The 23,017-nt window shown below is 63.3% G+C and carries 21 protein-coding genes and 2 tRNA genes; 8 read left to right on the top strand and 15 right to left on the bottom strand.

Features of this window, described 5'->3' with window-relative positions:
* Positions 1 to 124: 124 nt before the first annotated feature.
* Genes C6571_RS03740 through C6571_RS03720 form a run of 5 tightly spaced genes read right to left on the bottom strand, consistent with a single transcriptional unit; the run spans position 125 to position 5,329 of the window.
* Positions 125 to 1,612, bottom strand: coding sequence for an ABC transporter substrate-binding protein (locus C6571_RS03740; RefSeq protein ID WP_106445501.1), 1,488 nt, complete (start codon positions 1,610 to 1,612; stop codon positions 125 to 127).
* On the bottom strand, positions 1,609 to 2,523 hold the full coding sequence (locus tag C6571_RS03735; protein WP_106445500.1) for an ATP-binding cassette domain-containing protein: 915 nt from the start codon (positions 2,521 to 2,523) through the stop codon (positions 1,609 to 1,611). Before C6571_RS03735 ends, C6571_RS03740 begins: the two co-directional genes overlap by 4 nt.
* Entirely contained in the window at positions 2,520 to 3,518 is a 999-nt protein-coding gene (locus C6571_RS03730) for an ABC transporter ATP-binding protein (protein WP_106445499.1), read from the bottom strand. Before C6571_RS03730 ends, C6571_RS03735 begins: the two co-directional genes overlap by 4 nt.
* 10 nt (positions 3,519 to 3,528) lie before the next feature.
* The gene (locus C6571_RS03725) at positions 3,529 to 4,416 is read right to left on the bottom strand and encodes an ABC transporter permease (protein WP_106448023.1); all 888 of its coding nucleotides are present in this window, start codon (positions 4,414 to 4,416) and stop codon (positions 3,529 to 3,531) included.
* Positions 4,367 to 5,329 (bottom strand): ABC transporter permease, encoded by a 963-nt coding sequence (locus C6571_RS03720; RefSeq protein WP_106445498.1) that lies wholly within the window; start codon positions 5,327 to 5,329, stop codon positions 4,367 to 4,369. Before C6571_RS03720 ends, C6571_RS03725 begins: the two co-directional genes overlap by 50 nt.
* A gap of 143 nt (positions 5,330 to 5,472) precedes the next feature.
* Here C6571_RS03720 and C6571_RS03715 point away from each other — a divergent pair, with 143 nt between their 5' ends.
* Complete coding sequence (locus tag C6571_RS03715) at positions 5,473 to 5,733, top strand: YfhL family 4Fe-4S dicluster ferredoxin (protein ID WP_106445497.1); 261 nt, start codon at positions 5,473 to 5,475, stop codon at positions 5,731 to 5,733.
* A gap of 330 nt (positions 5,734 to 6,063) precedes the next feature.
* Here C6571_RS03715 and pth read toward each other — a convergent pair whose 3' ends face one another.
* The 7 genes from pth to C6571_RS03680 all read right to left on the bottom strand — a co-directional run bounded on the left by pth (position 6,064) and on the right by C6571_RS03680 (position 11,822).
* A complete protein-coding gene (pth, locus tag C6571_RS03710; protein WP_106445496.1) occupies positions 6,064 to 6,675 on the bottom strand; it encodes an aminoacyl-tRNA hydrolase in 612 nt (203 codons plus the stop codon).
* A 109-nt stretch (positions 6,676 to 6,784) separates the two neighbouring features.
* Positions 6,785 to 7,423, bottom strand: coding sequence for a 50S ribosomal protein L25/general stress protein Ctc (locus tag C6571_RS03705; RefSeq protein ID WP_106445495.1), 639 nt, complete (start codon positions 7,421 to 7,423; stop codon positions 6,785 to 6,787).
* 115 nt (positions 7,424 to 7,538) lie between these two features.
* Complete coding sequence (locus C6571_RS03700) at positions 7,539 to 8,513, bottom strand: ribose-phosphate pyrophosphokinase (RefSeq protein WP_106445494.1); 975 nt, start codon at positions 8,511 to 8,513, stop codon at positions 7,539 to 7,541.
* 47 nt (positions 8,514 to 8,560) lie between these two features.
* A tRNA-Gln gene (locus C6571_RS03695) sits at positions 8,561 to 8,637 on the bottom strand.
* Between the two features lie 38 nt (positions 8,638 to 8,675).
* A complete protein-coding gene (ispE, locus tag C6571_RS03690) occupies positions 8,676 to 9,527 on the bottom strand; it encodes a 4-(cytidine 5'-diphospho)-2-C-methyl-D-erythritol kinase (RefSeq protein ID WP_106445493.1) in 852 nt (283 codons plus the stop codon).
* Between the two features lie 7 nt (positions 9,528 to 9,534).
* Complete coding sequence (locus C6571_RS03685; RefSeq protein ID WP_245901377.1) at positions 9,535 to 9,909, bottom strand: outer membrane lipoprotein LolB; 375 nt, start codon at positions 9,907 to 9,909, stop codon at positions 9,535 to 9,537.
* Positions 9,910 to 10,058: 149 nt separating this feature from the next.
* A complete protein-coding gene (locus tag C6571_RS03680) occupies positions 10,059 to 11,822 on the bottom strand; it encodes a tetratricopeptide repeat protein (protein ID WP_245901376.1) in 1,764 nt (587 codons plus the stop codon).
* 47 nt (positions 11,823 to 11,869) lie between these two features.
* Here C6571_RS03680 and mutM point away from each other — a divergent pair, with 47 nt between their 5' ends.
* The 3 genes from mutM (at position 11,870) to mutY (ending at position 15,779) form a co-directional block, all read left to right on the top strand.
* Positions 11,870 to 12,685, top strand: a complete 816-nt coding sequence (gene mutM, locus C6571_RS03675) for a bifunctional DNA-formamidopyrimidine glycosylase/DNA-(apurinic or apyrimidinic site) lyase (protein WP_106445490.1) — start codon at positions 11,870 to 11,872, stop codon at positions 12,683 to 12,685.
* A 101-nt stretch (positions 12,686 to 12,786) separates the two neighbouring features.
* On the top strand, positions 12,787 to 14,742 hold the full coding sequence (locus tag C6571_RS03670; RefSeq protein ID WP_106445489.1) for a dynamin family protein: 1,956 nt from the start codon (positions 12,787 to 12,789) through the stop codon (positions 14,740 to 14,742).
* Positions 14,739 to 15,779, top strand: coding sequence for an A/G-specific adenine glycosylase (gene mutY / locus C6571_RS03665; RefSeq protein WP_106445488.1), 1,041 nt, complete (start codon positions 14,739 to 14,741; stop codon positions 15,777 to 15,779). The genes C6571_RS03670 and mutY overlap by 4 nt, the downstream gene beginning before the upstream one ends.
* Before the next feature lie 35 nt (positions 15,780 to 15,814).
* Here mutY and rapZ read toward each other — a convergent pair whose 3' ends face one another.
* The 3 genes from rapZ to C6571_RS03650 are packed head-to-tail and all read right to left on the bottom strand — an operon-like array spanning position 15,815 to position 19,248.
* Positions 15,815 to 16,678: an RNase adapter RapZ gene (gene rapZ / locus C6571_RS03660; protein ID WP_106445487.1), complete on the bottom strand. Its 864-nt coding sequence runs from the start codon at positions 16,676 to 16,678 to the stop codon at positions 15,815 to 15,817.
* A gap of 3 nt (positions 16,679 to 16,681) precedes the next feature.
* Entirely contained in the window at positions 16,682 to 18,349 is a 1,668-nt protein-coding gene (recN, locus tag C6571_RS03655; RefSeq protein WP_106445486.1) for a DNA repair protein RecN, read from the bottom strand.
* 2 nt (positions 18,350 to 18,351) lie between these two features.
* A complete protein-coding gene (locus C6571_RS03650; protein ID WP_106445485.1) occupies positions 18,352 to 19,248 on the bottom strand; it encodes an NAD kinase in 897 nt (298 codons plus the stop codon).
* A 28-nt stretch (positions 19,249 to 19,276) separates the two neighbouring features.
* Here C6571_RS03650 and hrcA point away from each other — a divergent pair, with 28 nt between their 5' ends.
* The 4 genes from hrcA (at position 19,277) to C6571_RS03630 (ending at position 23,014) form a co-directional block, all read left to right on the top strand.
* Entirely contained in the window at positions 19,277 to 20,275 is a 999-nt protein-coding gene (gene hrcA / locus C6571_RS03645) for a heat-inducible transcriptional repressor HrcA (protein ID WP_106445484.1), read from the top strand.
* Positions 20,276 to 20,321: 46 nt separating this feature from the next.
* Positions 20,322 to 20,398: transfer RNA gene (locus C6571_RS03640), tRNA-Ile, on the top strand.
* 115 nt (positions 20,399 to 20,513) lie between these two features.
* Positions 20,514 to 21,617, top strand: coding sequence for a BMP family ABC transporter substrate-binding protein (locus C6571_RS03635; protein ID WP_106445483.1), 1,104 nt, complete (start codon positions 20,514 to 20,516; stop codon positions 21,615 to 21,617).
* 161 nt (positions 21,618 to 21,778) lie between these two features.
* Positions 21,779 to 23,014, top strand: coding sequence for a 3-methyl-2-oxobutanoate dehydrogenase (2-methylpropanoyl-transferring) subunit alpha (locus tag C6571_RS03630; RefSeq protein ID WP_106445482.1), 1,236 nt, complete (start codon positions 21,779 to 21,781; stop codon positions 23,012 to 23,014).
* Positions 23,015 to 23,017: the final 3 nt, after the last annotated feature.

Genomic DNA, 23,017 nt, shown 5'->3' with positions numbered 1-23,017 from the left:
GAATTGAGAGAAGGGGCTGAGCGCCGCGGCTCCAAGCCTGCCTGCGCAGGCTTGGACGTGCGCGAAGAGCAGCCGCCTCTGGCGGCCGCACGGTGCTTTGCAGCCGCTCAGGGGGTTGTCGTTATTACGCCCAGGACAGGGTAGAAAGATCGTTAACAAAAATCGGCATGTCCTTCCACAAGCCGCGCACGCGTTTGTTCGCCACCGTCACCCACTGCGGCTGGTAGAGGAAGGCATGCACGCAGTCGGTGGCCAGCAGGCGCTGCGCCTCGCCCAGCAGGCGCGCGCGCTCGGCGGGCCTGGCGGTGTGCTGGATCTTTTCAAACAGTGTGTTGAATGCGTCCGAGTGGTACTGCCAGTAGTAGTCGGGCTTGGCGAAGTTGCCCAGGTCAAAAGGCTCGACGTGCGAAATGAGCGTCAGGTCGTAGTTCTTGTTGCCGTAGGTGCCCGAGAGCCACTGGGCCCATTCCACGTTCTGCAGCTTGGCGACGATGCCCACCTGCGCCAGTTGCGCCGCAATGATTTCGCCGCCCTGGCGCGCGTAGGGCGGCGGTGGCAGCGTCATGGTCAGTTCCAGCGGTGTGCGGATGCCGGCTTCTTCCAGCAGGCTTTTCGCCTTGGCCGGGTCGTAGGGATTGATGCCGGTGGTGTCCACGTAGCCAAAGGCACCCGGCACGTAGTGGCTGCCAATCGGCACGCCATAGCCCTCGGCGGCGCCCTGGATGACCGCCTTGCGGTCGATGGCGGCGGCAATGGCGCGGCGCACGCGCACGTCGGTGAGGGGCTTGCGCCCGTTGTTCATCGCCAGAATGGTCTTGGCGCGCGAGCCGCTCACCACCACCTGGTAGCGCGGCAGGCCCTTGAACTGCGCCACGCTGCGCGGCGTGACGCGGGCAAACACGTCCACGTCGCCCGCGAGCAGCGCAGCGACCTGCGCCGCCGGGTCGGAGATGAAGCGGAAGGTGGCGCGCGCAATCTGCAGCTTCTTGGCATCGCGGTGCCCAGGCCAGCGCTCCAGCGTGACCGAGGCGCCACGCCGCCACTGCGCCAGCTTGTACGGTCCTGTGCCCACGGGCTGGGTGGCGTTGCTGGCGGCGCTTTTGGGCTCGACCATGATGGCCGTGGCCTGGCCAAGCACGAAGAGAAAGTCGGGGTCGATGTCTTCGTTGATCAGCACGACGGTGTGCTCGTCTTCAATGTGCGTGCTGACCTTGGCGTAGCTGCGCTTGTCCTTGTTGGTGCTTTTGTCGCCACCGGCGCGGTCGAGCGAGAACTTCACGCTCTCGGCATTGAAGGGTTCGCCGTTGTGGAACTTGACGCCCTTGCGCAATCGCAATGTGGTCGTTTTCAGGTCGGGTGAGACTTCCCAGCTCTCGGCCAGCAGGGGCGAGATGCTGCCGTCCGAATTGATCTTGGTGAGCGACTCGAAGACGTTGTAGTGCACCACTTCGCCAATCGACGAAGCGGCGTTGGCCGTCGGGTCCAGCCCTGGGGGTTCGAGGGTGAGGGCGAGCACCATGCGGGCGCCATCGTCCTTGGCCCAGGCGGACAGCGGACTGGCGAGCGGTGCGGCAGCCAGTGAGGCGGCGAGAGCGGTGCGGCGGTTCATCATGGGGCGATCTCCGAGGGCGGCAAAAAAGGCTTTTGTACACCAGTTGGCGCAATCGGCATGGCAGCCACCAGAGCCTGGGTGTAAGCGTGCTGCGGTGACTGGAAAAGCCGGGCCGGCGGCCCCTGCTCGACGATGCGGCCTTGGTGCAGCACGGCCACCTCGTCGCACAAATGCTGCACCACTGCCAGGTCGTGGCTGATGAGCAGATAGGTAATGCCGAAGTCGCGCGCCAGTTGCTGCATCAGGTTGAGCACCTGCGCCTGCACCGAAACGTCGAGCGCACTCACCGGCTCGTCGGCCACGATGACGCGCGGCCGGGTGATGAGCGCGCGCGCAATCGCAATGCGCTGGCGCTGCCCGCCGGAGAATTCGTGCGGGTACTGCTCCAGCGCTTCGGCGGCGAGGCCCACCTGCTCCAGCACTTCGGCGGCGCGGCGGCGCTGCTCGGCGCGCGTGGTGTCGCCCTGCGCAGCCAGGGGTTCGGCGACGGTGCGGGCAATGCGCTGGCGCGGGTCCAGCGCGCCAAACGGGTCTTGAAACACCATCTGGAGATGGCGGCGAGCGCGGCGCAGTTCGGCCGCCCCCATCTGCTGCGGATTCTGGCCGGCCCACAGCACGCTGCCGCTGCTGGGCCTATCGAGCGCCATCACCAGCCGCGCCAGCGTGGACTTGCCCGAACCCGAGGCGCCAACGATGCCCAGGCTTTGCCCTGCGTGGAGCGTGAGGTTCACATCCCGCAGCGCCGTGACCTGCGGCCTCGGCCCCCACAGCCGCTTGCGCGGCAGGGCGTAGTGGTGCGCCAGGTTCTGCACCCGGAGCAGCGGCTCGCCGTCATTCTTATGCTCAAAATGGCCTCCAGCGCTTATTGGGTATGCACTGGAAGCTATGGATTCAGGAGTAATGGCATTCATGGCGCATGGCCCGCCATGGCTTCGGGCCGGATGCAGCGCACGCGGTGGCCGCCGCCCAGGTCCAGCGCGGGTGGCGGCGCGGCGTGGCAAGCGTCGATGGTGAAGGCGCAGCGCCCGGCAAACGGGCAGCCCGGTGGCAGCGACTGCAGCGAAGGAACGCTTCCGGCAATGGTGGGCAGGGGCGGGCGCAGCGCGGCGCGGGTGCTCGCATGGTTTCCCAGCACCGGGCGGGCCGCCAAGAGGCCGCGCGTGTAGGGGTGGGCCATGCGGGCGAAAACCTCTTGCGTAGCGCCAGACTCGACCACCGTGCCGCCGTACATCACCAGCATTTGCGCCGTGTGCTGCGCCACCACGGCCAGGTCGTGCGAGATCAGCAGCAGCGCCATGCTGCGCTCGGCCACCAGTTCCGCCAGCAGGGCGAGGATTTGCGCCTGCACCTCGGTGTCCAGCGCGGTGGTGGGCTCGTCGGCAATCAGCAGTTCGGGTCCGCAGGCAAGCGCCATGGCAATGCAGATGCGCTGGCGCTGTCCACCCGAAAATTCGTGCGGGTAGCCTCCCATGCGGCGCGCGGCGTCGGCAATGCCCACGCGTTCCAGCAGCGCTAACGCCTCTTTGCGCGCCTCGTTGCGCCGCAGGCCCCGGTGGATGCGCAGCGGCTCTGCCACCTGGTCGCCCACGCGGTGCAGCGGGTTGAGCGCGGCCATGGGTTCCTGGAACACCATGGCGATGCGGTTGCCGCGGAGCTGGCACAGGGCGCGCTCGTCCATGCCCACCAGGTCCTCATCGCCGAGGCGGATGCTGCCGCTCACCTGGCTGTTCTCGGGCAGCAGGCCCATCAGCGCCAGCGCGGTCAGCGACTTGCCGCAGCCCGACTCGCCAATCAGCCCCAGCGTGCCGCCGGCAGGCAGCGAGAAGTCGATACCGCGCACGGCCTCTACCGAGCCGTGGGGCGTGGCGAGGGCGATGCGCAGGTTGGTGACTGTTAGAAGCGGCATGGGGCGTCTCTCAGCGGGATCGGGCCAGACGCGGATCCAGCAGGTCGCGCAGCCCGTCGCCCAGCAGATTCAAGCCCAACACCGCGCAAGCAATCGCCGCGCCCGGCCATATGGCCAACAGTGGCGCCTGGTGCATCAATGTTTGCGCATCGGCCAGCATGCGGCCCCACGACGGCTGCGGCGGCTGTGTGCCCAGGCCCAGGTAGGAAAGCGCAGCCTCGGCAAGAATCGCCAGCGCAAACTGCACCGTGGCCTGCACGATGAGGGCCGAGGCAATGTTGGGCAGCACATGCTCCAGCGTGATGCGGAGTATCCCCTTGCCGCAGGCGCGCGCCGCCAGCACGTATTCGCGCGACCACACCGAGAGCGCCCCGGCGCGCGCCACGCGGGCAAACACCGGGATGTTGAAAATGCCGATGGCCACGATGGCATTGACCAGGCCCGCGCCCCAGGCGGCTGTGAACAAGATGGCCGAGAGCACGGCAGGAAAGGCAAAGCTGAAATCAGCCAGCCGCATGACGAGTTCCTCCACCCAGCCGCGCCGCGCGGCGGCCAGCAAGCCCAGCGCGGTGCCAATGACGAGGCCCATGCCCACGGCCACCACGCCGGCCATCAAACTGCTGCGCGCGCCCACCAGCAAAAGCGACGCCACGTCGCGGCCAAAGGCATCGGTGCCCAGCCAGTGGCGCGTGTTGGGCGGCGCCAGGCGCTGCGCCATGTCCATGGCGTAGGGCGACCACGGCGTCCACCACAGCGACAAGAGCGCTGCGCCCAGCACCAGAAGCGCCAGCAGGCCACCGGCCAGAAAACTGGGATGGCGCAGTGCGCGCCGCCAAGGGGTAGCCGTCTTACGCACTACGGTGTGCCAATCGCGGATCAATGAGGGCGGCGAGCACATCCACGGCAAAGTTCACGAGCACCACCATGCCGGCCAGCAGCAGCACGCAGTTGCGCACCACGATCACGTCGCGGTTGGCAATCGACTGAAACACCAGCCGCCCCAGGCCCGGCAGCGCAAACACGTTCTCGACCACGATGGTGCCGGCGAGCAGGCCGGCGAACTGCAGGCCCATGACGGTGAGTACCGGCACCAGGGCATTCCTCAGCACATGGCGCCACAGGGCGGTGCGGCGCGTCAATCCTTTGGCGCGCGCGGTGCGCACGAAATCCTCGCGCAGCACTTCGAGCAGCGCCGAGCGCGTGATGCGCGCCAGAATCGCCCCCTGCACCACGGCCAGCGCCACGGCGGGCAGCAGCAAGGCCTGCAGCGCCGGCCAGAAGCCACCGCCCTCGTCGGCGCTCCAGCCGGGGAAGCCGCCGGCCGGAACCCACTGCAGACGCACCGCAAACAGCAGAATCAAAAGAATGGCGAGCCAGAAGTTGGGCACCGCTATGCCCAGTTGCACCAGCGCCATCACGCCGGTGTCGCCCGCGCGGTTGTGGTGCGCGGCGGCCAACATGCCTGCACTGAGCGCCATGGCCACAGCCAGCGCCATCGCGATCAGCGCCAGCGGCACGGTGACCGCCAGGCGCTCGGCCACCAGCGCGCCCACCGGACTGCCGTAGGCGTAGCTCTCGCCCATGTCGCCCTGCAGCAGTCCCTGCACCCAGTCCGCGTAGCGCGTCCATGCGGGCCGATCGAGCCCGAGCTGGCGCGCCAGTTCGGCAACAGCCTCGGGCGCAGCGTCCGGCCCCATCATGGTCTGCGCGGCGTTGCCGGGCAACACGTCCAGCACGACAAACACCACGGCCGACGCAGCGGCCAGCGTGAGCAGCAGGGTGATGAAACGTCGCAGAAGAAACAGGCGCATGGGAGAGAACTGGGTGGGGTCAAAAACCTCCACGCCGGCCAGCTTAACGGCAAAGCCAGCACCTGCGGTAGTGCGTTGGCCTGCGCACGATAATTGATGCTTCCCGGGCGCCGAGATGCCCGGCATCACCCACGGAGTGCGCAATGGCCTTGAGGATCACCGACGAATGCATCAACTGTGACGTCTGCGAGCCCGAATGCCCGAACCAGGCGATCACCATGGGCGAGGAAATCTACGAAATCGACCCGCACAAGTGCACAGAGTGCGTGGGTCACTTCGACCAGCCCCAGTGTGTCGAGGTCTGTCCGGTGGCCTGCATTCCCGTGGACCCGCAGCATGTGGAGAACCGGGAAACGCTGTGGCAAAAATTTCAGCGTTTGCAGGAGGCTCAGACAGCCCCCTGAGCGGCTGCCATGCACTGTGCGGCCGCCAGAGGCGGCTGCTCTTCGCGCACGTCCAAGCCTGCGCAGGCAGGCTTGGAGCCGCGGCGCTCCGCCCCTTCTCTCGAATCGCTTGCCAGCAAGTCCCGAAACGATGGAAACGCGCGCGGCGCAGGCATTGGGGCGCAGTGCAACTGTCGGATCACGATTTCGCAAACCGAAACTCGTGCTCCGACCCCCATCCCGCAATACCAGGCGCGGCGTTGACCGGCACCGACCACCGCGCAGAAGTTTTGAAGAAAGTAGCCTCCGGCGCTTATTTCAAAAGCACTGGAAGCTATCAAAAACATAGTATCAGGCGGGCTCTACCGGCCGCGGCGGCTTGGGCCTGGGCGGTTTGGTGGTGTGAATCTGCTGCGCCGCCTTGTCCATGTCAGCGGCGAGCAAGGCGGGCCAGGCCTTGAGCGAGTGCGCAATGCTGTCTTCGATCAAGTTGCGTTGCTCCAGCGGCGGGCGTTTGAGCACCCAGTTCGCCACTTCGGCGCGATCGCCCGGGTGGCCAATGCCGATGCGCAGCCGCCAGTAGTCGCCGCTGCCCAACTGGGCATGGATGTCGCGCAGCCCGTTGTGGCCCGCATGGCCACCGCCGCGTTTGAGCTTGGCCTGGCCAGGCTGCAGGTCGAGTTCGTCGTGCACCACCAGGATTTCCTCGGGCGCAATCTTGAAGAAGCGCGCCAGCGCCGAAGCCGATTTGCCCGAGAGGTTCATGAAGGTCTGCGGCTGCAGCAGCCACACCGGTTGGCCCTGGACCGTGGCACGCGCTGCCAGGCCCCAGTAGCTGCGTTCGGGCAGCAACTGCACCTTGAGCTCCCGCGCCAGCGCGTCCACCCACCAGAAGCCCGCGTTGTGGCGCGTCGCCTCGTATTCCGGGCCGGGATTGCCCAGGCCCACCACCAGTTTGATCATGCGAAGATTATCCGTGGGGTCAGCAGGACAGCCGAAAACGAAAACGGCCCACGCGCAGGTGGGCCGGTGAGGGTTGCAGACCGAAGCCGGTCTGCAGGCGAAAAAGCGATTACTTCTTCTTGCCCTTGCCCTTGGCAGGAGCGGCGTCGGCCGCTGCAGCGTCGGCTGCGGGAGCTTCCACAATGACCAGCGGGGGGATGGCAGTGACCACTGCGGGGTTGTTGGCAGAGCCTTTGGTCACTGCGCTCACGCCCTTGGGCAGCTTGAGGTCCTTCAGGTGCAGCGAGCCGCCTTTCTTCAGGCCGAGCAGGTCCACGGTGACGAACTCGGGCAGATCGGACGGCATGCAGCTCACGTCCAGCTCGGTCATCACGTGGTTGACGGTGCACTTGTCTTCCTTCACGGCGGGCGATTCTTCGGCGTTGGTGAAGTGCAGTGGCACCTTCATGTGCAGACGCGTCTTGGCGTCCACGCGCTGGAAGTCCACGTGCAGCACGAGCTGTTTGAATGGGTGGTATTGGACGTCACGCAGCAGCACTTTGCTGGTGGTGCCGGCCACTTCCATCTCGAGCACGCTCGCGTGGAAGGCTTCCTTCTTGAGGGCGTGCCACAGGGCGTTGTGGTCCAGCTCGATGGCTTGTGGCTCGGCCGTGCCACCGTAGACGATGCCGGGCGTGCGGCCCGAATTGCGCAGACGGCGGCTCGCACCCGTACCTTGCTTGGCGCGCTCAAAAGCGACGAAGTTCATAGATATCCTTGACATGAGGCGCACCGCGACCAGCGCAGCCTCCGGTTGGCAAAAAAGGGCTGCCCGACGGGCTGCCCTGCTACTTGCCTCAGATCAGAAAAGATTTTGTAGAAATCTAAAAAAGATTTTCCTGGTCCGAGAACAAACTCATTACCGAGTCGCCGCGGGCAATGCGCTGAATCGTTTCGGCAATCAGCGGAGCCACGGAAACCTGGCGGATCTTGGCGCAGCCGCGGGCGGCTTCGCTCAAGGGAATGGTGTTGGTAACGACGACTTCGTCCAGCGACGCGCCCTGGGTGATGCGTTCGATGGCCGGGCCCGAAAAAATCGGGTGTGTGCAGTAGGCGTAGACCTTTTTGGCACCGCGCTCCTTGAGCACTTCGGCTGCCTTTACCAGGGTACCTGCGGTGTCGATCATGTCGTCCATGACCACGCAGTTGCGGCCTTCGATCTCACCGATCACATGCATCACCTCAGACACGTTGGCCTTGGGGCGACGTTTGTCGATGATGGCCAGATCGCAATTGAGCTGCTTGGCCAGTGCACGGGCACGCACCACGCCGCCCACGTCGGGCGAAACCACGATCAGGTCGTGATAGTCGCGCTGGCGCAGGTCGCCCAGCAGCACCGGGGAGGCGTAGATGTTGTCCACGGGAATGTCAAAAAATCCCTGGATCTGGTCGGCGTGCAAATCCATGGTGAGCACGCGGGCCACGCCCACAGCCTGCAGCATGTCGGCCACCACCTTGGCGCTGATCGGCACGCGCGTGGAACGCGGGCGGCGGTCTTGCCGTGCGTAGCCGAAATAGGGAATCACGGCGCTGATGCGCTCGGCCGAAGCGCGCTTGAGCGCGTCGACCATGATGAGCAACTCCATCAAGCTGTCGTTGGTCGGCGCGCAGGTGGACTGCACGACGAAGACATCGCGAGCACGTACGTTTTGCTTGATTTCCACGGTGACTTCACCGTCGGAGAATCGGCCTACATGGGCAGCGCCCAGGCCGATTCCGAGATGCTGTGCAATTTCAGCGGCAAGCTGCGGATTGGCATTGCCGGTGAAGACCATGAAGTCGGGGTGGTTGGCCTGCATGAGCGTCCCAGCGATTTGAAAGAAATGTCCCAGCGCAATCAGGACTTTGGCAGGGGAGAAAGGATTCGAACCTTTGCATGCTGGAATCAAAATCCAGTGCCTTAACCAGCTTGGCGACTCCCCTACACCGGTGCACAACCACAAGGATTGCACACCAAAAACTTATCCCGACGCCCAGCCTGCCAGAGGATGAACCATCAGGTTGTCGCAGACCTTGATCTGCCATGCGCCGGGGGGCGCGGGCAGCTCGACATCGTGCGGCAAAGCAGCAAACACAGCACTTCCAGAACCCGTCATTCTGCCACGCAATCCAAGCGATTCAAGCCACAACAGGGTCTTGGATATCTCAGGACACAGCACTTCGGCGATGCTCTGCAAGTCGTTTCGGCCAAAGCCAAAGTGATCTGCAGCAAAGCCTGAGATTGTAGCATTGCCGAAATAATCTGGCGCAGACAATCGAGAAAAAATTGCGGGTGTCGCCAAGCCAGCCGTTGGTTTGACCACCACAAAGCGCTGCTGCGGAATGCGTGCTGCACCGGTCAATGCAGTGAGTTGTTCACCAATACCCGCCACCCAGGCGTTCTCGCCGCCCAGAAAGAATGGCACGTCGGCACCCAGCGGCGCGGCCAGGGCCATCAGCTCCGAGCGGGTCAGCCCCAGCTGCCACAGGCGGTTAAGCGCAAGCAGTGTGGTGGCAGCGTCGGACGATCCGCCGCCCATACCAGCTTGTTCAGGTATGCGTTTGACCACGCCAATGTGTACGCCCAGCGGGCACCCGCTTGCCAACTGCAGGGCGTGGGCCGCGCGGATGATCAAGTCATCCTCGGGCAGCGTGCCCTCTAGGTCTTCGCGGCTGATCCGGCCATCGCTGCGCCGCTCAAAGTGAAGCGTGTCGCACCAGTCGATCAACATGAAAACCGACTGCAGCGCGTGGTAGTTGTCGGCACGCCGAGCCGTAACGTGAAGAAAAAGGTTCAGTTTGGCGGGCGCGGCCACGTCGTACAGGGCATGCATGCGGCGCTCAGCGTTCCAATGCAATGCGCAGCGTGGCGCGGGGCAGTGGGTTGGAGCGAACGGCCGTCAGTTGCCCGTCGCTCAGGCGGCTCAAGTCCGCTTGCCAACCTGCGGCTGCTGCCAATTCACCCTGTAGCCAGGCGAACAGGGCTTGCACGGGAATGGCGCTGCCCAGTGCCTCCTCCAGTAACGCATCGAGTGAGCTGGCCGTGCGCTCGCCTCGGGGCGAGCGGAGTACCGCGTGGCCAGGCATCCATTGCAGCTCAGCGAGCACGGTGCCGAGCGGGGTACTGAGCGTGAGGCTGCCCTGCTTGCTGCTGCCTTGTAGGGCAAAGACGGCGGCAAATGATTGCTTGGCATCGCCGTCCACCGAAAGCGCCATGCGGCCATCCCAATGGGCCGGGGCAGTCGGCGATGCAGGCGCGCGTAGCGGCTGTGTGCAACCTGCTAGCAGTGTCAGAAACAAGGCGAGCAGCAGCGTTCCCGCTCCATGTAGCACACGTGCATCACCGAGCGGCAACCAGATCCGCATCAGGGCTGTACACCGAGGCGTTTGAGGGTTTCACGCAAGGTTTCGTTGTCGGCATTGCTGCGCAGACCTTCGCGCCAGATCACCAGAGCGCGTTCGCGCTCGCCCGCAGTCCACAGCACTTCACCATAGTGCGCTGCAATGTCGGCATCCTTGCGAACGGCAAAGGCGCTTGCAAGCAGTTCGAGCGCGCGTGCAGAGTTGCCGGCGCGAAACTCCACCCAGCCGAGGCTGTCGGTGATGAACGGGTCGCCGGGTGCCAGGCGCAGGGCGGTTTCGATCAACTTGCGCGCTTCGTTCAGGTGAATCCCGCGATCGGCAAATGAGTAGCCGAGTGCGTTGTACGCGTGGTGGTAGTCGGGTTTGGCCGCTATGAGTTTGCGCAGCAGCCTTTCCATGGTGTCAAGATCACCGGTTTTCTCGGCCAGCATGGCCTGGTCATAGATCAGATCGGCATTGTCAGGCGATTGTTTGACGAGTTCTGACTGGAGGGCGAAAGCATCGACATAGTGGCCGGTCTCGCGCAGCAGCTGCACTTCTGCTGCCTGCTTGCGTTGCTCTGCTTCGGGCGTGGGCGCCGGCAGACTCTGAATCAGCGCCCTGGCATGGGCGAGGCGGCCCTGGCGTGCCAGCAAGGAGGCACGGCGCACCTGTACGTCAAAGCGGGTACTGGCGTCGTCAATGCGTTCCAGCCATTTCTGTGCTTCGTCCAGCTTGCCGCGCTTCTCAGCGATTTCCGACTGCAGCATGTAGGTCTGTGCGGTGCCTGCACGTTGATCGGGTGAATCTGGCGCGTCGGCAGAGGCTTTGGCGTAGCGGACCAAAGATGCTTCTGCGCCGTCGAGTTCACCGTTCTGTACTTGCAATGCAGCCCGTGCCAGCCAGGGCTGGGCAAGTTCGGGATGGGCCTGTGTCACCGCCTCCAGTTGCGCCAGCGCCAGGGAATAGCGCTGCAGCTCGAGCAGCACGCGTGCGTACGTCATCTGCAACTGTGGCGGCCGAGGGGTGGAAAACGCCTTTTGCACAAGATCATCGGCGCCGACCACCTTGGCTTCAAGCAGATCAAGCGCAAAAAGCGCTGCATCGTCTGCCGCAGGGTCCAGGGCAAAAGCCTGCTGTGCCGACGCCATGGCTGCAGCGTTGTCGCCTGAAAGAAGTTGCATGCGCCCGGTGGAGATTCGCGCTGCCGGTGCCAGCGCCGGATCGGTATAGTAAGTGCTCAGTGCCTCTGAGACGACCGAGCTAGCCAAGGCTTTGTCGCTGGCACGTCGGTACAAAAGTGGTAGCGACAGAATCAGTGTCTGGCGTGCCTGCGGATTGGCTGTATCGAGGTATTTCCTTAATGGCACAGCGGTTTCTGCAGTGCGATTGAGTGCCAGCAAAATCTGCAGCAAATACCGTTGGGCCTGATGCGATGCGGGCCAGGTGGCCTCCCAGGCGCGTACGGAACTCAGCGCCGCCTCGGCCGAGCGCGACTGCAGGGCAATGTCTGCTGCGCGCTGGAACAGCGCCTCGTCGCGACTGCGGCGTGCGGCTTCCAGCATAAGTGCGTATCCAGCACCGGGATCGCCAGCACGAACGCTGAGTTCGCCTAGAAAGATCTCGTAGAACAACTCGGCGTCAAGCTCTGCGCTGCGCTGCGGCTGCGGGCTCGCAGTGGCTTCTGGCGGGGATGCGACGGGGGCGACGCTCTGCGACTGTACGGCGCCAGCCGTCAGTGAGAGGGCCAGCAGCGGGGCCGCCAGGAGGCGTGGAGAAAAGAGCATCGGGCCATAATAATCCATGCAAAACCTTTGCTCACGCCAGCCCTTTCATGCCTGAGTTGCCCGAGGTTGAAGTCACTCGGCGCAGCTTTTCCGGGCGCATCTCCGGGGCTGCAGTGCTGGGCGCCGCGCTGGGGAAACCTCTGCGTTGGCCGCTGGGCTGCGAGCCTGGGAGCCTGGCAGGCCGCCGTGTGGTCGATGTGGAGCGCCGAGGCAAGTACCTGCTGCTTCATATGGATCAAGGGCTGTTGCTGCTGCATCTTGGCATGTCGGGCAGCCTTTCCTTCTCAACCGAGCTACCAGCCATGGGGCCGCACGATCACTTCGACCTGCATACCGATCGCGGTCATCTGCGCTTGCATGATCCACGTCGCTTCGGCGCGGTCGTCTGGGCGCCGGATCACGGCGCGCCGGTGCTTCACAAGCTGTTGGGGCACCTGGGCATGGAGCCGTTGTCTCCGGCGTTTTCGCTTGCACGCTTTGCCGCAGGGCTCAAGGCCAGCCGCTCGTCCATCAAGCAGTTGCTCTTGTCGGGGCGCCTGGTGGTGGGTGTGGGCAACATCTACGCATCCGAAGCGCTGTTCCGGGCAGGTATTCGTCCCACTGCGTTGGCGCACCGCATTGGCCCCGTGCGTGTCGCGCGCCTGCACGCAGCTATTGGCGCAGTGCTGGAGCAGGCAGTGAGCCTGGGTGGGAGCACATTGCGCGACTTTCAGTCGGCCGATGGGAGTGCCGGGCATTTTCAGCTCAGTGCAAACGTTTACGGACGCGCCGGCGCGCCCTGTCATACTTGCTCGGCACCAATCAAAATGCTGCGGCAAGGCCAGCGCAGCAGCTTCTATTGCCCTGTTTGCCAGCGCTCCTGACGTACGCACGCAACGTTCGAGTGAAGGGGTACGCGCAATCAGGACGATGCACTATATTTTGACGACGCATCCCGCGTTGCAATGACACTCGGAAAACCACAGTGGGACCCTCTTTCAACGAGCAATTCGAGCAGCACGATGCATGGCGGCGGGATTTTGCGCGCCGTTTGCGGCAATTGTCCGAGTGGTTGTCGTCGCACGAGCTGATGGACGAATCGGTACGCGAAAGACTGCAGCGGCTTGAGGAACAAGTGCGCACCGACAAGATCATGGTTGCGTTTGTGGCCGAATTCTCGCGTGGAAAATCCGAGTTGATCAATGCGATCTTTTTTGCCGGCTATGGGCGCCGCATCATGCCGGCAAGCGCCGGGCGAACCACGATGTGTCCCACCGAGTTGGGATATGACGCCGCGCTGGCGCCATCGCTACGCCTTTTGCCCATCGAAACCCGATTGCTTCCGAAAGGCCTTGCAGACTGGCGCGCGACGCCTGAGCGCTGGCTCGAAATTGCGCTCGACGCAAACGATGGCGAACAGATTGCTGCGGCCATCGGTAAGGTGGCCGAGACCGAGCGGGTGAGCGTGGACGAAGCGCGGGCATTGGGTTTTTGGCATGACGAGTTGCCAGAGGAAAACCCCCCGCAGACGGCGGAGGGGCTCGTGGAAGTGCCCAGGTGGCGCCACGCCATCATCAATCTTCCACACCCGCTGTTGCAGCATGGTTTGGTGATTCTCGACACCCCGGGGTTGAACGCCGTGGGTGCGGAGCCTGAACTCACGGTCAACCTGATTCCTCAGGCCCACGCGGTGGTCTTCATCCTCGCGGCCGATACGGGGGTCACGCGGTCTGATCTGGCCATCTGGCGTGAGCATCTCATTGATACGGCCGACAGTGCGGAAGCCCGCCTGGTGGTGCTCAACAAGATCGATACCTTGTGGGATACGCTCAGTTCGGCCCAAGAGGTGCAGGCCCAGCTGGAGCGCCAGCGCCAGACTTCTGCGGAAACGCTTGGCGTCTCACCCGAGCAGGTTCTGCTGGTATCCGCGCAGAAGGGTCTGGTGGCGAAGATTTCCTGCGACGACATCATGCTGGAAACCAGCGGTCTTCCCGAGCTGGAGGATGCCCTGGCTGAAGGCATCATGGGGCGGCGGCAAAGCATTCTTCGATCGGCCATCGGCGTCGCTCTTGCGGGGGTGAACGCGGAGACTTCGCGGGTGCTCAACATCCGCCGGCGCGATCTGGACGACCAGATGATCGAACTGGGGAGCCTGCGTGGAAAGAATATCGCGGTCATCTCGGCAATGCGCCAACGCATCGAGCAGGAGAGCGAAGAGTTTGGGCATTGCGCAGCCAAGATTCATGCCGTGCGTGCGGTGCATCTCAAGCTGCTGCGTGAGATTTTTGGACGCTTGGGCGCCAAGGCGCTCAAAGGGACGCTTGCCGGTTTGACGCAGGCGTTGCGGCAAAGGGGCCTGAAGATTGGCGTCAAAAAGCAGTATGCCGAGACCTTTGAGCAACTGCGCGGCGTGCTCGATCATGCACAGGCCAGCGCCACCGAGATTCATGCCATGCTGGCGGGGACCTTTCGCCAATTGAATGCGGAATTCGGTTTTTCCCTGCAAGTTCCGCCGGTGCTTCAACTCGATCAGTTCATGCTGGATCTGGTTCGCATTGAGCGCGGGCATGTGCAATACCTTGGCGTCGGCAATACCCTGAAGCTGGTGCAGCCTGAATTTGCCGAGCGACTCGCCCGCGCCTTGTCCACGCGTCTGCGTGCGGTGTTTGAATCGGCCGCAAATGATCTGGAACTGTGGAGCAACTCCGCCACGGCGCAATTGGACGCGCAGCTGCGTGAGCGCAAGCGCAGTTTCAGCCGGCGTATTGAGGCTGTTGATCGCATCCAGGCGGCGGCTTCAGGACTGGAGGAGCGCATTGCCGAGATCGAAGACGGAGAACGCTCGCTTGACAGTCTGGGTCTGCGCCTGCAAAGCCTCACCGAATCTCTGCTCACTTTCTCTGAACGCGCGCCTAATTTGGCCTTGCCTGAACCCGCATGACGCCTGAATGGAGCGTTGCCGACGCGGTGGTTCGCTGGCAGCGAAAGCACGGTCGCAGTGCCTTGCCTTGGCAAGACACGCGCGATCCTTACCGGGTCTGGCTCTCGGAAATCATGCTGCAACAGACCCAGGTGGCTACCGTGTTGGGCTACTACGCTCGATTCCTGGATCGTTTTCCCGATGTGCACGCTCTTGCGGCCGCATCCGAGGACGCGGTCCTGGCGCTTTGGAGTGGGCTTGGCTATTACAGTCGCGCCCGCAACCTGCACAAAGCGGCACGTACCGTTGCCGCGCAGCGCGGTGGAGTCTTTCCGAGCACGGCGGCCGGGCTTGCCCAGCTTCCCGGCGTGGGCCGCTCCACGGCGGCAGCGATTGCTGCCTTCTGCTATGGCGAGCGTGTGCCGATTCTGGATGCCAATGTCAGGCGCGTGTTGGCCCGCTTTTTTGCCTTCGAGCAAGACCTTGCCCGCGCTGCAAGCGAGCGTGCGCTATGGGAACGTGCCAGCGAATTGGTGCCCAAGAGCGCGCGCGACATGCCTGCCTATACGCAGGGGCTGATGGATTTGGGCGCCAGCCTGTGCACGCCGCGGCGCCCCTCGTGCCTGTTGTGTCCGCTCGAGTCGGCGTGTGCAGCGCGGCGCAGCGGTGAGGTGGAGCGTTTTCCCATACGCTCGCGCACGGTGCTGCGCAAGCAGGAAACCTGGTGGCTCTCCGTGCTGCGTGACGGAGCGGGGCGAACCTGGTTGCACCGCAGGCCAGCGCCGGGTATTTGGGCTGGTCTGTACTGCACGCCGGTCTTTGGCGACGAGGCCGCGCTTCTGGCGCATGCTACGCGCCTCGGTGCGTCCTCCTTTGAGGCGCTGGCGCCTGTGCGTCACGCACTGACCCATCGCGAACTGGTGCTGCGCCCGGTGCGAGCCCTGCTGCCTGAGGTTGTTCCCTTCAGTGAAACGCAAGGGGCATGGTTCCGGGCCAAAGAGCTGCCCGCGGTCGGGCTTCCTGCGCCGCTTCGAAGCTTGCTTCTGAGCGGCGTGTGAGGGGAGCGCTCTGGTGTGCTTGCCCTCGAAAGCAATCACCGCGCGTCAAGTTCCCTGTGGCGCGTGACGACGGGCCACCGACTGGCAAAGCGCTCGGTAAGTCGGTCTACCAAATAGACGGACCGGTGCTGGCCCCCTGTGCAGCCAATGGCGACGTTGACGTAGCTGCGGTGGTTTTGCACCAACGCGTCCAGCCAGTCCGTCAGGAATTTCGCAATATCGCTTTCCATGCGCGCTGCTTCCGGAGCGGCGCGCAGGAAGTCGATCACCGCTTTGTCTTTACCGGTTAATTCGCGCAATTCGCTTTCGTAGTGGGGATTGGGCAGCATGCGCACGTCGAACACGTAGTCGGCATCCAGAGGCACCCCGCGCTTGAAGGCGAACGACTGAAATACCAGCGAAAGAGAGTTCTGGGGCGCGCGCATCATGCTCTTGACATAGCCTTGAAGCTGGGCGGCGCGGATGGTGCTCGTGTCTATCACCTGCGCGCTCTCCCGCAGATCCGCCAGCAGTTCGCGCTCAAGTTCGATCACCTGTACCAGACTTAGCGGGCTCTCGCGCAGCACGCCATCGGTCAATGGATGTCTTCTGCGTGTTTCGGAAAATCGGCGTACCAAGGTGTCGGTGTCGGCGTCGAGAAACACCGAACGGACCGTGCACCCTTGCTCGCGCAGTTCTCGCAGTTTGTCGGGGACCGTGGGAAGTGACGTGCGGCTGCGTACGTCCATGGCAATCGCCAGACGATTGCCATGGTGGGCATGCTCCAGCGCGACAAAACTGAGCAGCAATTCGGGAGGCAGATTGTCCACGCAGTAATAGCCTGCGTCTTCGTAAGCGCGCAGTGCCACGGACTTGCCTGAACCCGACATCCCTGTGATGAGCACGATTTCGACGGCCATGTCTTACTCCCTTGCATTCTGACGCTGGCTTTGCCCGAGCATCTCGCGCGCGTGTGCCAGACCGGCGCGCGAGGGTTTCTCTCCGCCCAGCATGCGCGCCACTTCTGCGAGGCGCTCTGTGCCTTCGGCCAAGATCACCGTGCTGCTCGCCCCTTGGGGCGCGCGAATCTTGGACACCACCAAGTGATGGTCTGCGCATGCCGCTACCTGAGGCAAATGGGTCACGGCAAGCACTTGCCTGGCGCGCCCGAGCTGCTGCATGAGCAAGCCGACAGTCTCTGCCACGGCTCCACCCACGCCGGCATCCACTTCGTCAAAAATGAGGGTGCCCGCGCTGCCCATGGCACTGGTGGCGACCGCGATGGCCAGCGCAATGCGCGAGAGTTCTCCGCCCGAGGCGACTTTGCCGATGGGACGTGGCGTCTGGCCTGCATGTCCCGCCACAAGAAAATCAATATCGTCCATGCCCATGGCGCCGGGGTGCACAGATGCCGTGATATGCACAACAAACTGCCCGCCTTCCATTCCCAGTTCCTGAAGGGTGGAAGTCACCGCTTCTGACAGGCGGGGGGCGGCGGCCTTGCGCATCTGCGACAGCGTTTGTGCTGCAGACGCGTAAGCAGCGTGCGTTTGGCTCTCCCGTGAACTGAGCGCATCGATATCGCTGCCCGCATCCAATGCCGCCAGTTGCGCCTTCCATGCTGCGAGTACTTCCGGCAGGTCTTCAGGCGCCCGTTTGAAGCGGCGGGCCAGCCCCAGCCAGTGTGCCACCCGCTCGTCCAGACTTTGCAGTTGCTCTGCGTCGAGCGCATCGCGGCGCAGGTACGCATGCAGGCCGCGCAGGGCCTCGTCGGTCTGCGCCAGGCTTTCGGCCAGAAGCGCGCGGATCTCGCGAAAACTTGGCTCGAGGTGCTCAAGCGCAGTCAAGGCTTGCAATGCTTGCGTCAAGGCAGGTCGTGCGCTCGCCTCCTCAGCCTCCAGGTGGCTGGTAGCTGCTTGTGCAGCGTCCATCAAAGCCTGCGCGTGGCCCAGCCGGTTGTGTTCCTCGTTGAGCGGCGCCCATTCCCCCGCTTTGGGCGCCAGCTTGTCGAGCTCGGCAATCTGCCACTGCAGGCGTTCACGCTCCGCGCCAGCCGATGCCTGTGCTTCGCGCGCCACTTGCACCGCCTGCGCAGCTGCACGCCAAGCCGTCCAGTTTGTCTGCACAGCCTGGGTGTCAGCGCCAGCATAAGCGTCAAGCAATGCGCGTACTGCGCCACTTTGCATCAAGTTCTGCCAGGCATGTTGGCCATGAATGTCGAGCAGGGTCGTACCCAACTCGCGCAATTGGCTTGCAGTGGCCGGTATGCCATTGATCCAGCCACGGCTTTTGCCGGTGGTGTCAACGGTTCGGCGCAGCAGCAGTTCGCCACCCGCGTCGAATCCAGCTTCGGAAAGCCAGTTCTGCACGTCGGCAGGAGGGGAAAATTCGGCGCTGAGGTCGGCTCGCGCTGCACCCTCACGCACCAGACCGGCGTCTGCGCGTGCGCCCAAGATCATTTGCAAGGCATCGATCAGAATGGATTTGCCAGCGCCCGTCTCGCCTGTGAGCGCCGTAAAGCCCGACTCGAAATCGATCTCCAACGCTTCGACGATGACGAAGTTGCGCAGAGTCATGCGCTGCAGCGGCATGGTCAGGAGCCTCCTTCGTTCCAGCGCAGCTTTCGCCGCAGCGTATCAAAATAGTTCCAGCCGCGCGGATGCAAAAACCGGACGCAATAGTCCGAGCGTCGCACCAGGATGCGGTCCCCCCGTCTGAGCTTGGCAAGAGACTGCATATCAAAATTGGCGCTGGCATCGCGCCCGCTTACCAGCTCAATGGCGACCTCCGATGCATCGGACAGCACGATGGGTCGGTTGGAGAGCGTGTGCGGTGCAATCGGCACAAGTACCCACCCCGGAATCGATGGGTGCAGCATGGGGCCGCCCGACGATAGCGCGTAGGCGGTGGAGCCGGTAGGAGACGCGACGATCAAGCCGTCGGCCCGCTGGTTGGCAACGAAGTGACCATCCACTTCCACACGCAGCTCCACCATGCCAGAGGTGGTTCCGCGATTGACTACCACGTCGTTCATCGCCAGCGCATCGAAAACGCATTTGCCGCTGCGCAGTACCTGTCCCTGAATCAGTGGACGCCGGTCTTCTTCGAATGCGCCATGCAGCATGGGTGTCAAGGTAGTTTCGAAATTCTCCAGCGGAATGTCGGTGACGAAACCCAGACGCCCTTGATTGATGCCGATCAGCGGCGTGCCAAAACGGGCCAACTTGCGCCCGATGCTCAGCATGGTGCCATCGCCGCCCACCACAAGCCCCACATCGCAGGCTTCTCCAATTTCTTCCGGACGCAGTGCAGGGTAGCCGGAGATCCCGCTGTTGTGCGCCGTCTCTGACTCCAAGGAAACTTGACACCCTTGCGAGAGCAAAAAAGCGGCGATCCGTTCGAGCACGTCGCGAGAGCCTGGCGCCACCGTGCCGGACGCTGCGTGGTGGTACTTGCCGATCAACGCAACGTGGCGAAATTGAGGGGTCATTATGAAATTACATCACTAAAATGATTGCATGCTCGATGCCCGTGCCAAGTTGTTGCTCAAAGCGTTGGTCGAGCGCTATATAGAAGATGGCCAACCCGTGGGATCTCGCACCTTGTCCCGTGCGAGTGGGCTGGAGCTGTCTCCCGCGACCATACGCAATGTCATGGCGGATCTGGAAGATCTGGGACTGATTGCGAGCCCGCATACTTCGGCTGGGCGCATCCCCACCGCCAAGGGATACCGCTTGTTCGTGGACACCATGCTTACGGTGCAGCGAGAACACATCACACCGCACTCACTCGCTGCCGAGCAACCGCAGAGAGTGATTGCCAATGCCGCCCATTTGCTTTCCAGCCTCTCGCAATTCGTTGGTGTGGTCATGGCTCCGCGCCGGACTTCTGTGTTTCGACACATTGAATTTTTGCGCCTGTCTGAGCGGCGCGTGCTGGTCATCATCGTCTCTCCTGAAGGGGATGTGCAAAACCGCGTCATATTTGCTCAGAGTGATTTTTCGCAAGCGCAGCTCACTGAGACGGCCAACCACCTCAATAGCCACTACAGCGGCCTGGCGATGGAACAGGTGCGCGAGCGTGTGAAGAACGAAGTGGCTTCGTTGCAAGGTGAAATTGCGCAGCTCATGCAAGCCGCCGTCAACGTCGAGGGCGAAGCCTCGCAGGAAGACGAGGTGGTTATCTCGGGCGAACGCAATCTGCTGGCTGTGAGTGATTTTTCCAAGGACATGGGCAATCTGCGGCGTGCATTTGATCTGTTTGAACAAAAAACCCAGTTGCTGCGCTTGCTCGATGTATCTTCCCAGGCCGAAGGCGTGCGCATTTTCATCGGTGGCGAGAGCCAGGTGGTGCCGTTCGAAGAGCTTTCGGTAGTGAGCGCGCCGTACGAAGTGGACGGGCAGGTCGTGGGCACCCTGGGGGTCATCGGGCCGATGCGCATGCCGTACGACAAAATGATCCAGATTGTCGATATCACCTCCCGGCTCGTCACCAACGCCCTGAGCCACCGCACCTGAGCCCTACAATGGCGCCCGAACGAGTGGGTCCAGTCCCGCGTTTCGGGGGGCGTTAGCTCAGTTGGTCAGAGCAGAGGACTCATAATCCTTTGGTCGTTGGTTCAAGTCCAACACGCCCTACCACCTCGGTCTCCGGCCGGCTGCGCCGACTGCCAAGCACCCAGGTAAAATCTCCTGCAAAGACCGCTGTCCCGGCGGTCTTTTGCTTTCTGCCATCGGGACCATGTAGAGGACCACCATGTACAAAAACCTCGCTGCCGCGCTCGCGGCCGCTTGTTTTATTTCTCCTGTTTTTTCCCAACCCTCTGCGGCGACCAAGGCGCCCGGCGCTGAAGCTGTGAAGGTCGGGTTCGTCTATGTCTCGCCGATTACCGAGGCGGGCTGGACCAGGCAGCACGACGAGGGCCGCAAGGCCGTGGAGGCAGCGCTGGGCAAGCGTGTGAAAACCACCTATGTCGAAAATGTGCCTGAGGGCCCGGACGCCGAGCGCGTGATCCGCGATCTGGCGGCTACGGGCCACAAGATCATCTTTACGCCCAGTTTTGGCTACATGGAGCCCACGCTCAGGGTGGCGCAGGACTTTCCGGACGTGAAGTTCGAATCCATCACCGGCTACAAGCAGGCGCCCAACGTGGCCACGGCCAATGCCCGCTATTACGAGGGACGCTACCTTGCGGGCATCGCTGCGGGCCGAATGAGCAAGACGGGGGTGGCTGGCTATGTAGCGGGTTTTCCCATTCCCGAGGTGCTGCAGGGCATCAATGCCTTCACTTTGGGCATGCGTTCGGTCAATCCGAAAGCCTCTGTGAAAGTGGTCTGGCTCAACGTCTGGTTTGATCCACCCAAGGAACGCGAAGCAGCCATGGCGTTGTTCAACGAAGGCGTGGACGTCATAGCTTTTCACACCGGATCCACAGCGGTGATGGCGGCAGCGCAGGAGCGCGGCAAGCTGGCTGTGGCTTACCACTCCGACATGCGCCGTATCGGGCCCGACGCCCAGTTGGTCGCTGTGACGCACCAATGGGGAAATTACTACACGGCGCGTGTACGGGCTGTGTTGGACGGCAGCTGGAAGAGCGGCAACGTTTGGGGCGGCGTGCGCGAAGGAATGATCCGCGTGGGCGATTTCGGCAGCAAAGTCCCGCCGGCTGTGCAACAGGAAGTGCTGGCTCGCCAGAAAGACATTGCGGCGGGCTCGCTCCTGCCTTTTCGAGCCAACGGCGCCGCAGTGCACGACAACGAAGGCCACGAGGTCATTGCCCGCGGACAGAGCCTGAGCGATGCGCAGATTCTTGGCATGAACTGGCTGGTTGAGGGCGTTCAGGGCAAGCTGACGCGCTGACCCCACTGTCGTCAGGCCCAAAGGCCGGGCTGGTCAACGGGTGCCCGCGCGATTAGAATTTTCGGCTGCGCTACCGCGCAAGAGGGGCAGCGCTTCACAACCCGAATGTGCTGCTCCACCCGAAAACCATGGCGCGACACAATCGCGCACGGAGACCGTGGATGACACCGCACACAGCCCTCCGGCTGCATGTGCCGGAGCCTACTGGGCGACCCGGCTGCAAGACCGATTTTTCCTTTCTGAGCATCTCGCCCGCCGGCGCCGTGCGCAGGCCTCCCCCAGACACCCCCGCAGCTGACACGGCCGACCTGGCGACCAGTCTGGTGCGTGTGCTCAATGACGATGGCCAAGCGGTCGGCCCCTGGGCTATCCCCATCCATCCGGATCGATTGCGCCGGGGTCTGCGCGCGATGATGAAAACGCGCGCGTTTGACGCGCGTATGCTGATCGCACAGCGCCAGAAAAAGCTGTCGTTCTACATGCAGTGCCTGGGTGAGGAAGCCATTGCCGTTGGCCAATCCATGGTGCTGCAGGACGGCGACATGTGCTTTCCTACCTACCGCCAGCAGGGCCTGCTGCTCTCGCGCGACGACATTGCCATGTCCGAACTGATCTGCCAGTTGATGAGCAATGAGCGCGACCCTATCAAGGGCCGCCAGCTGCCGGTGATGTACTCGTACAAGCGCGCAGGCTTCTTCTCGATCTCGGGCAACCTGGCGACGCAAATGCCCCAGGCCGTGGGTTGGGCCATGGCCTCGGCCATCAAGGGCGATACAAAAATAGCCTCGGCCTGGATCGGCGATGGCTCCACCGCCGAGTCGGACTTTCACACCGCGCTCACCTTTGCCCATGTGTACCGTGCGCCGGTCATCATCAACGTGGTCAACAACCAGTGGGCCATCTCCACCTTCCAGTCGATTGCCGGAGGCGAGGGCACCACCTTTGCCCAGCGCGGTGTGGGCGTGGGCATTGCTTCATTGCGCGTCGATGGCAACGATTTTCTGGCAGTTTATGCCGCCTCGCAGTGGGCGGCCGAGCGTGCCCGCACCAACCATGGGCCGACGCTGATCGAGTGGGAAACCTACCGCGCGGGCCCGCACTCCACGTCTGACGATCCGTCCAAATACCGGCCAGCAGACGACTGGCAGCGGTTCCCGCTGGGGGACCCGATCGAGCGGCTCAAACAGCACCTGATCGCCATTGGCGAATGGACGCAAGAGCGTCATGCAGCAGTGCAAAAAGAATTGGAGGCCGAAGTGATTGCCGCGCAGAAAGAGGCGGAGAGCCACGGCACCTTGCTCGATGGCCGCGTCGCCAGCGCCGCCACCGTGTTTGACGATGTGTACAGCGACTTGCCCGAGCACCTGCGCCAGCAGCGCCAGCAAATGGGGATCTAAGCC

This window comes from Simplicispira suum (assembly GCF_003008595.1).
Lineage (GTDB): Bacteria > Pseudomonadota > Gammaproteobacteria > Burkholderiales > Burkholderiaceae_C > Simplicispira > Simplicispira suum.
Note: the sequence above shows the minus strand (reverse complement) of the source record. Positions and strands in the feature narration are given on the sequence as shown.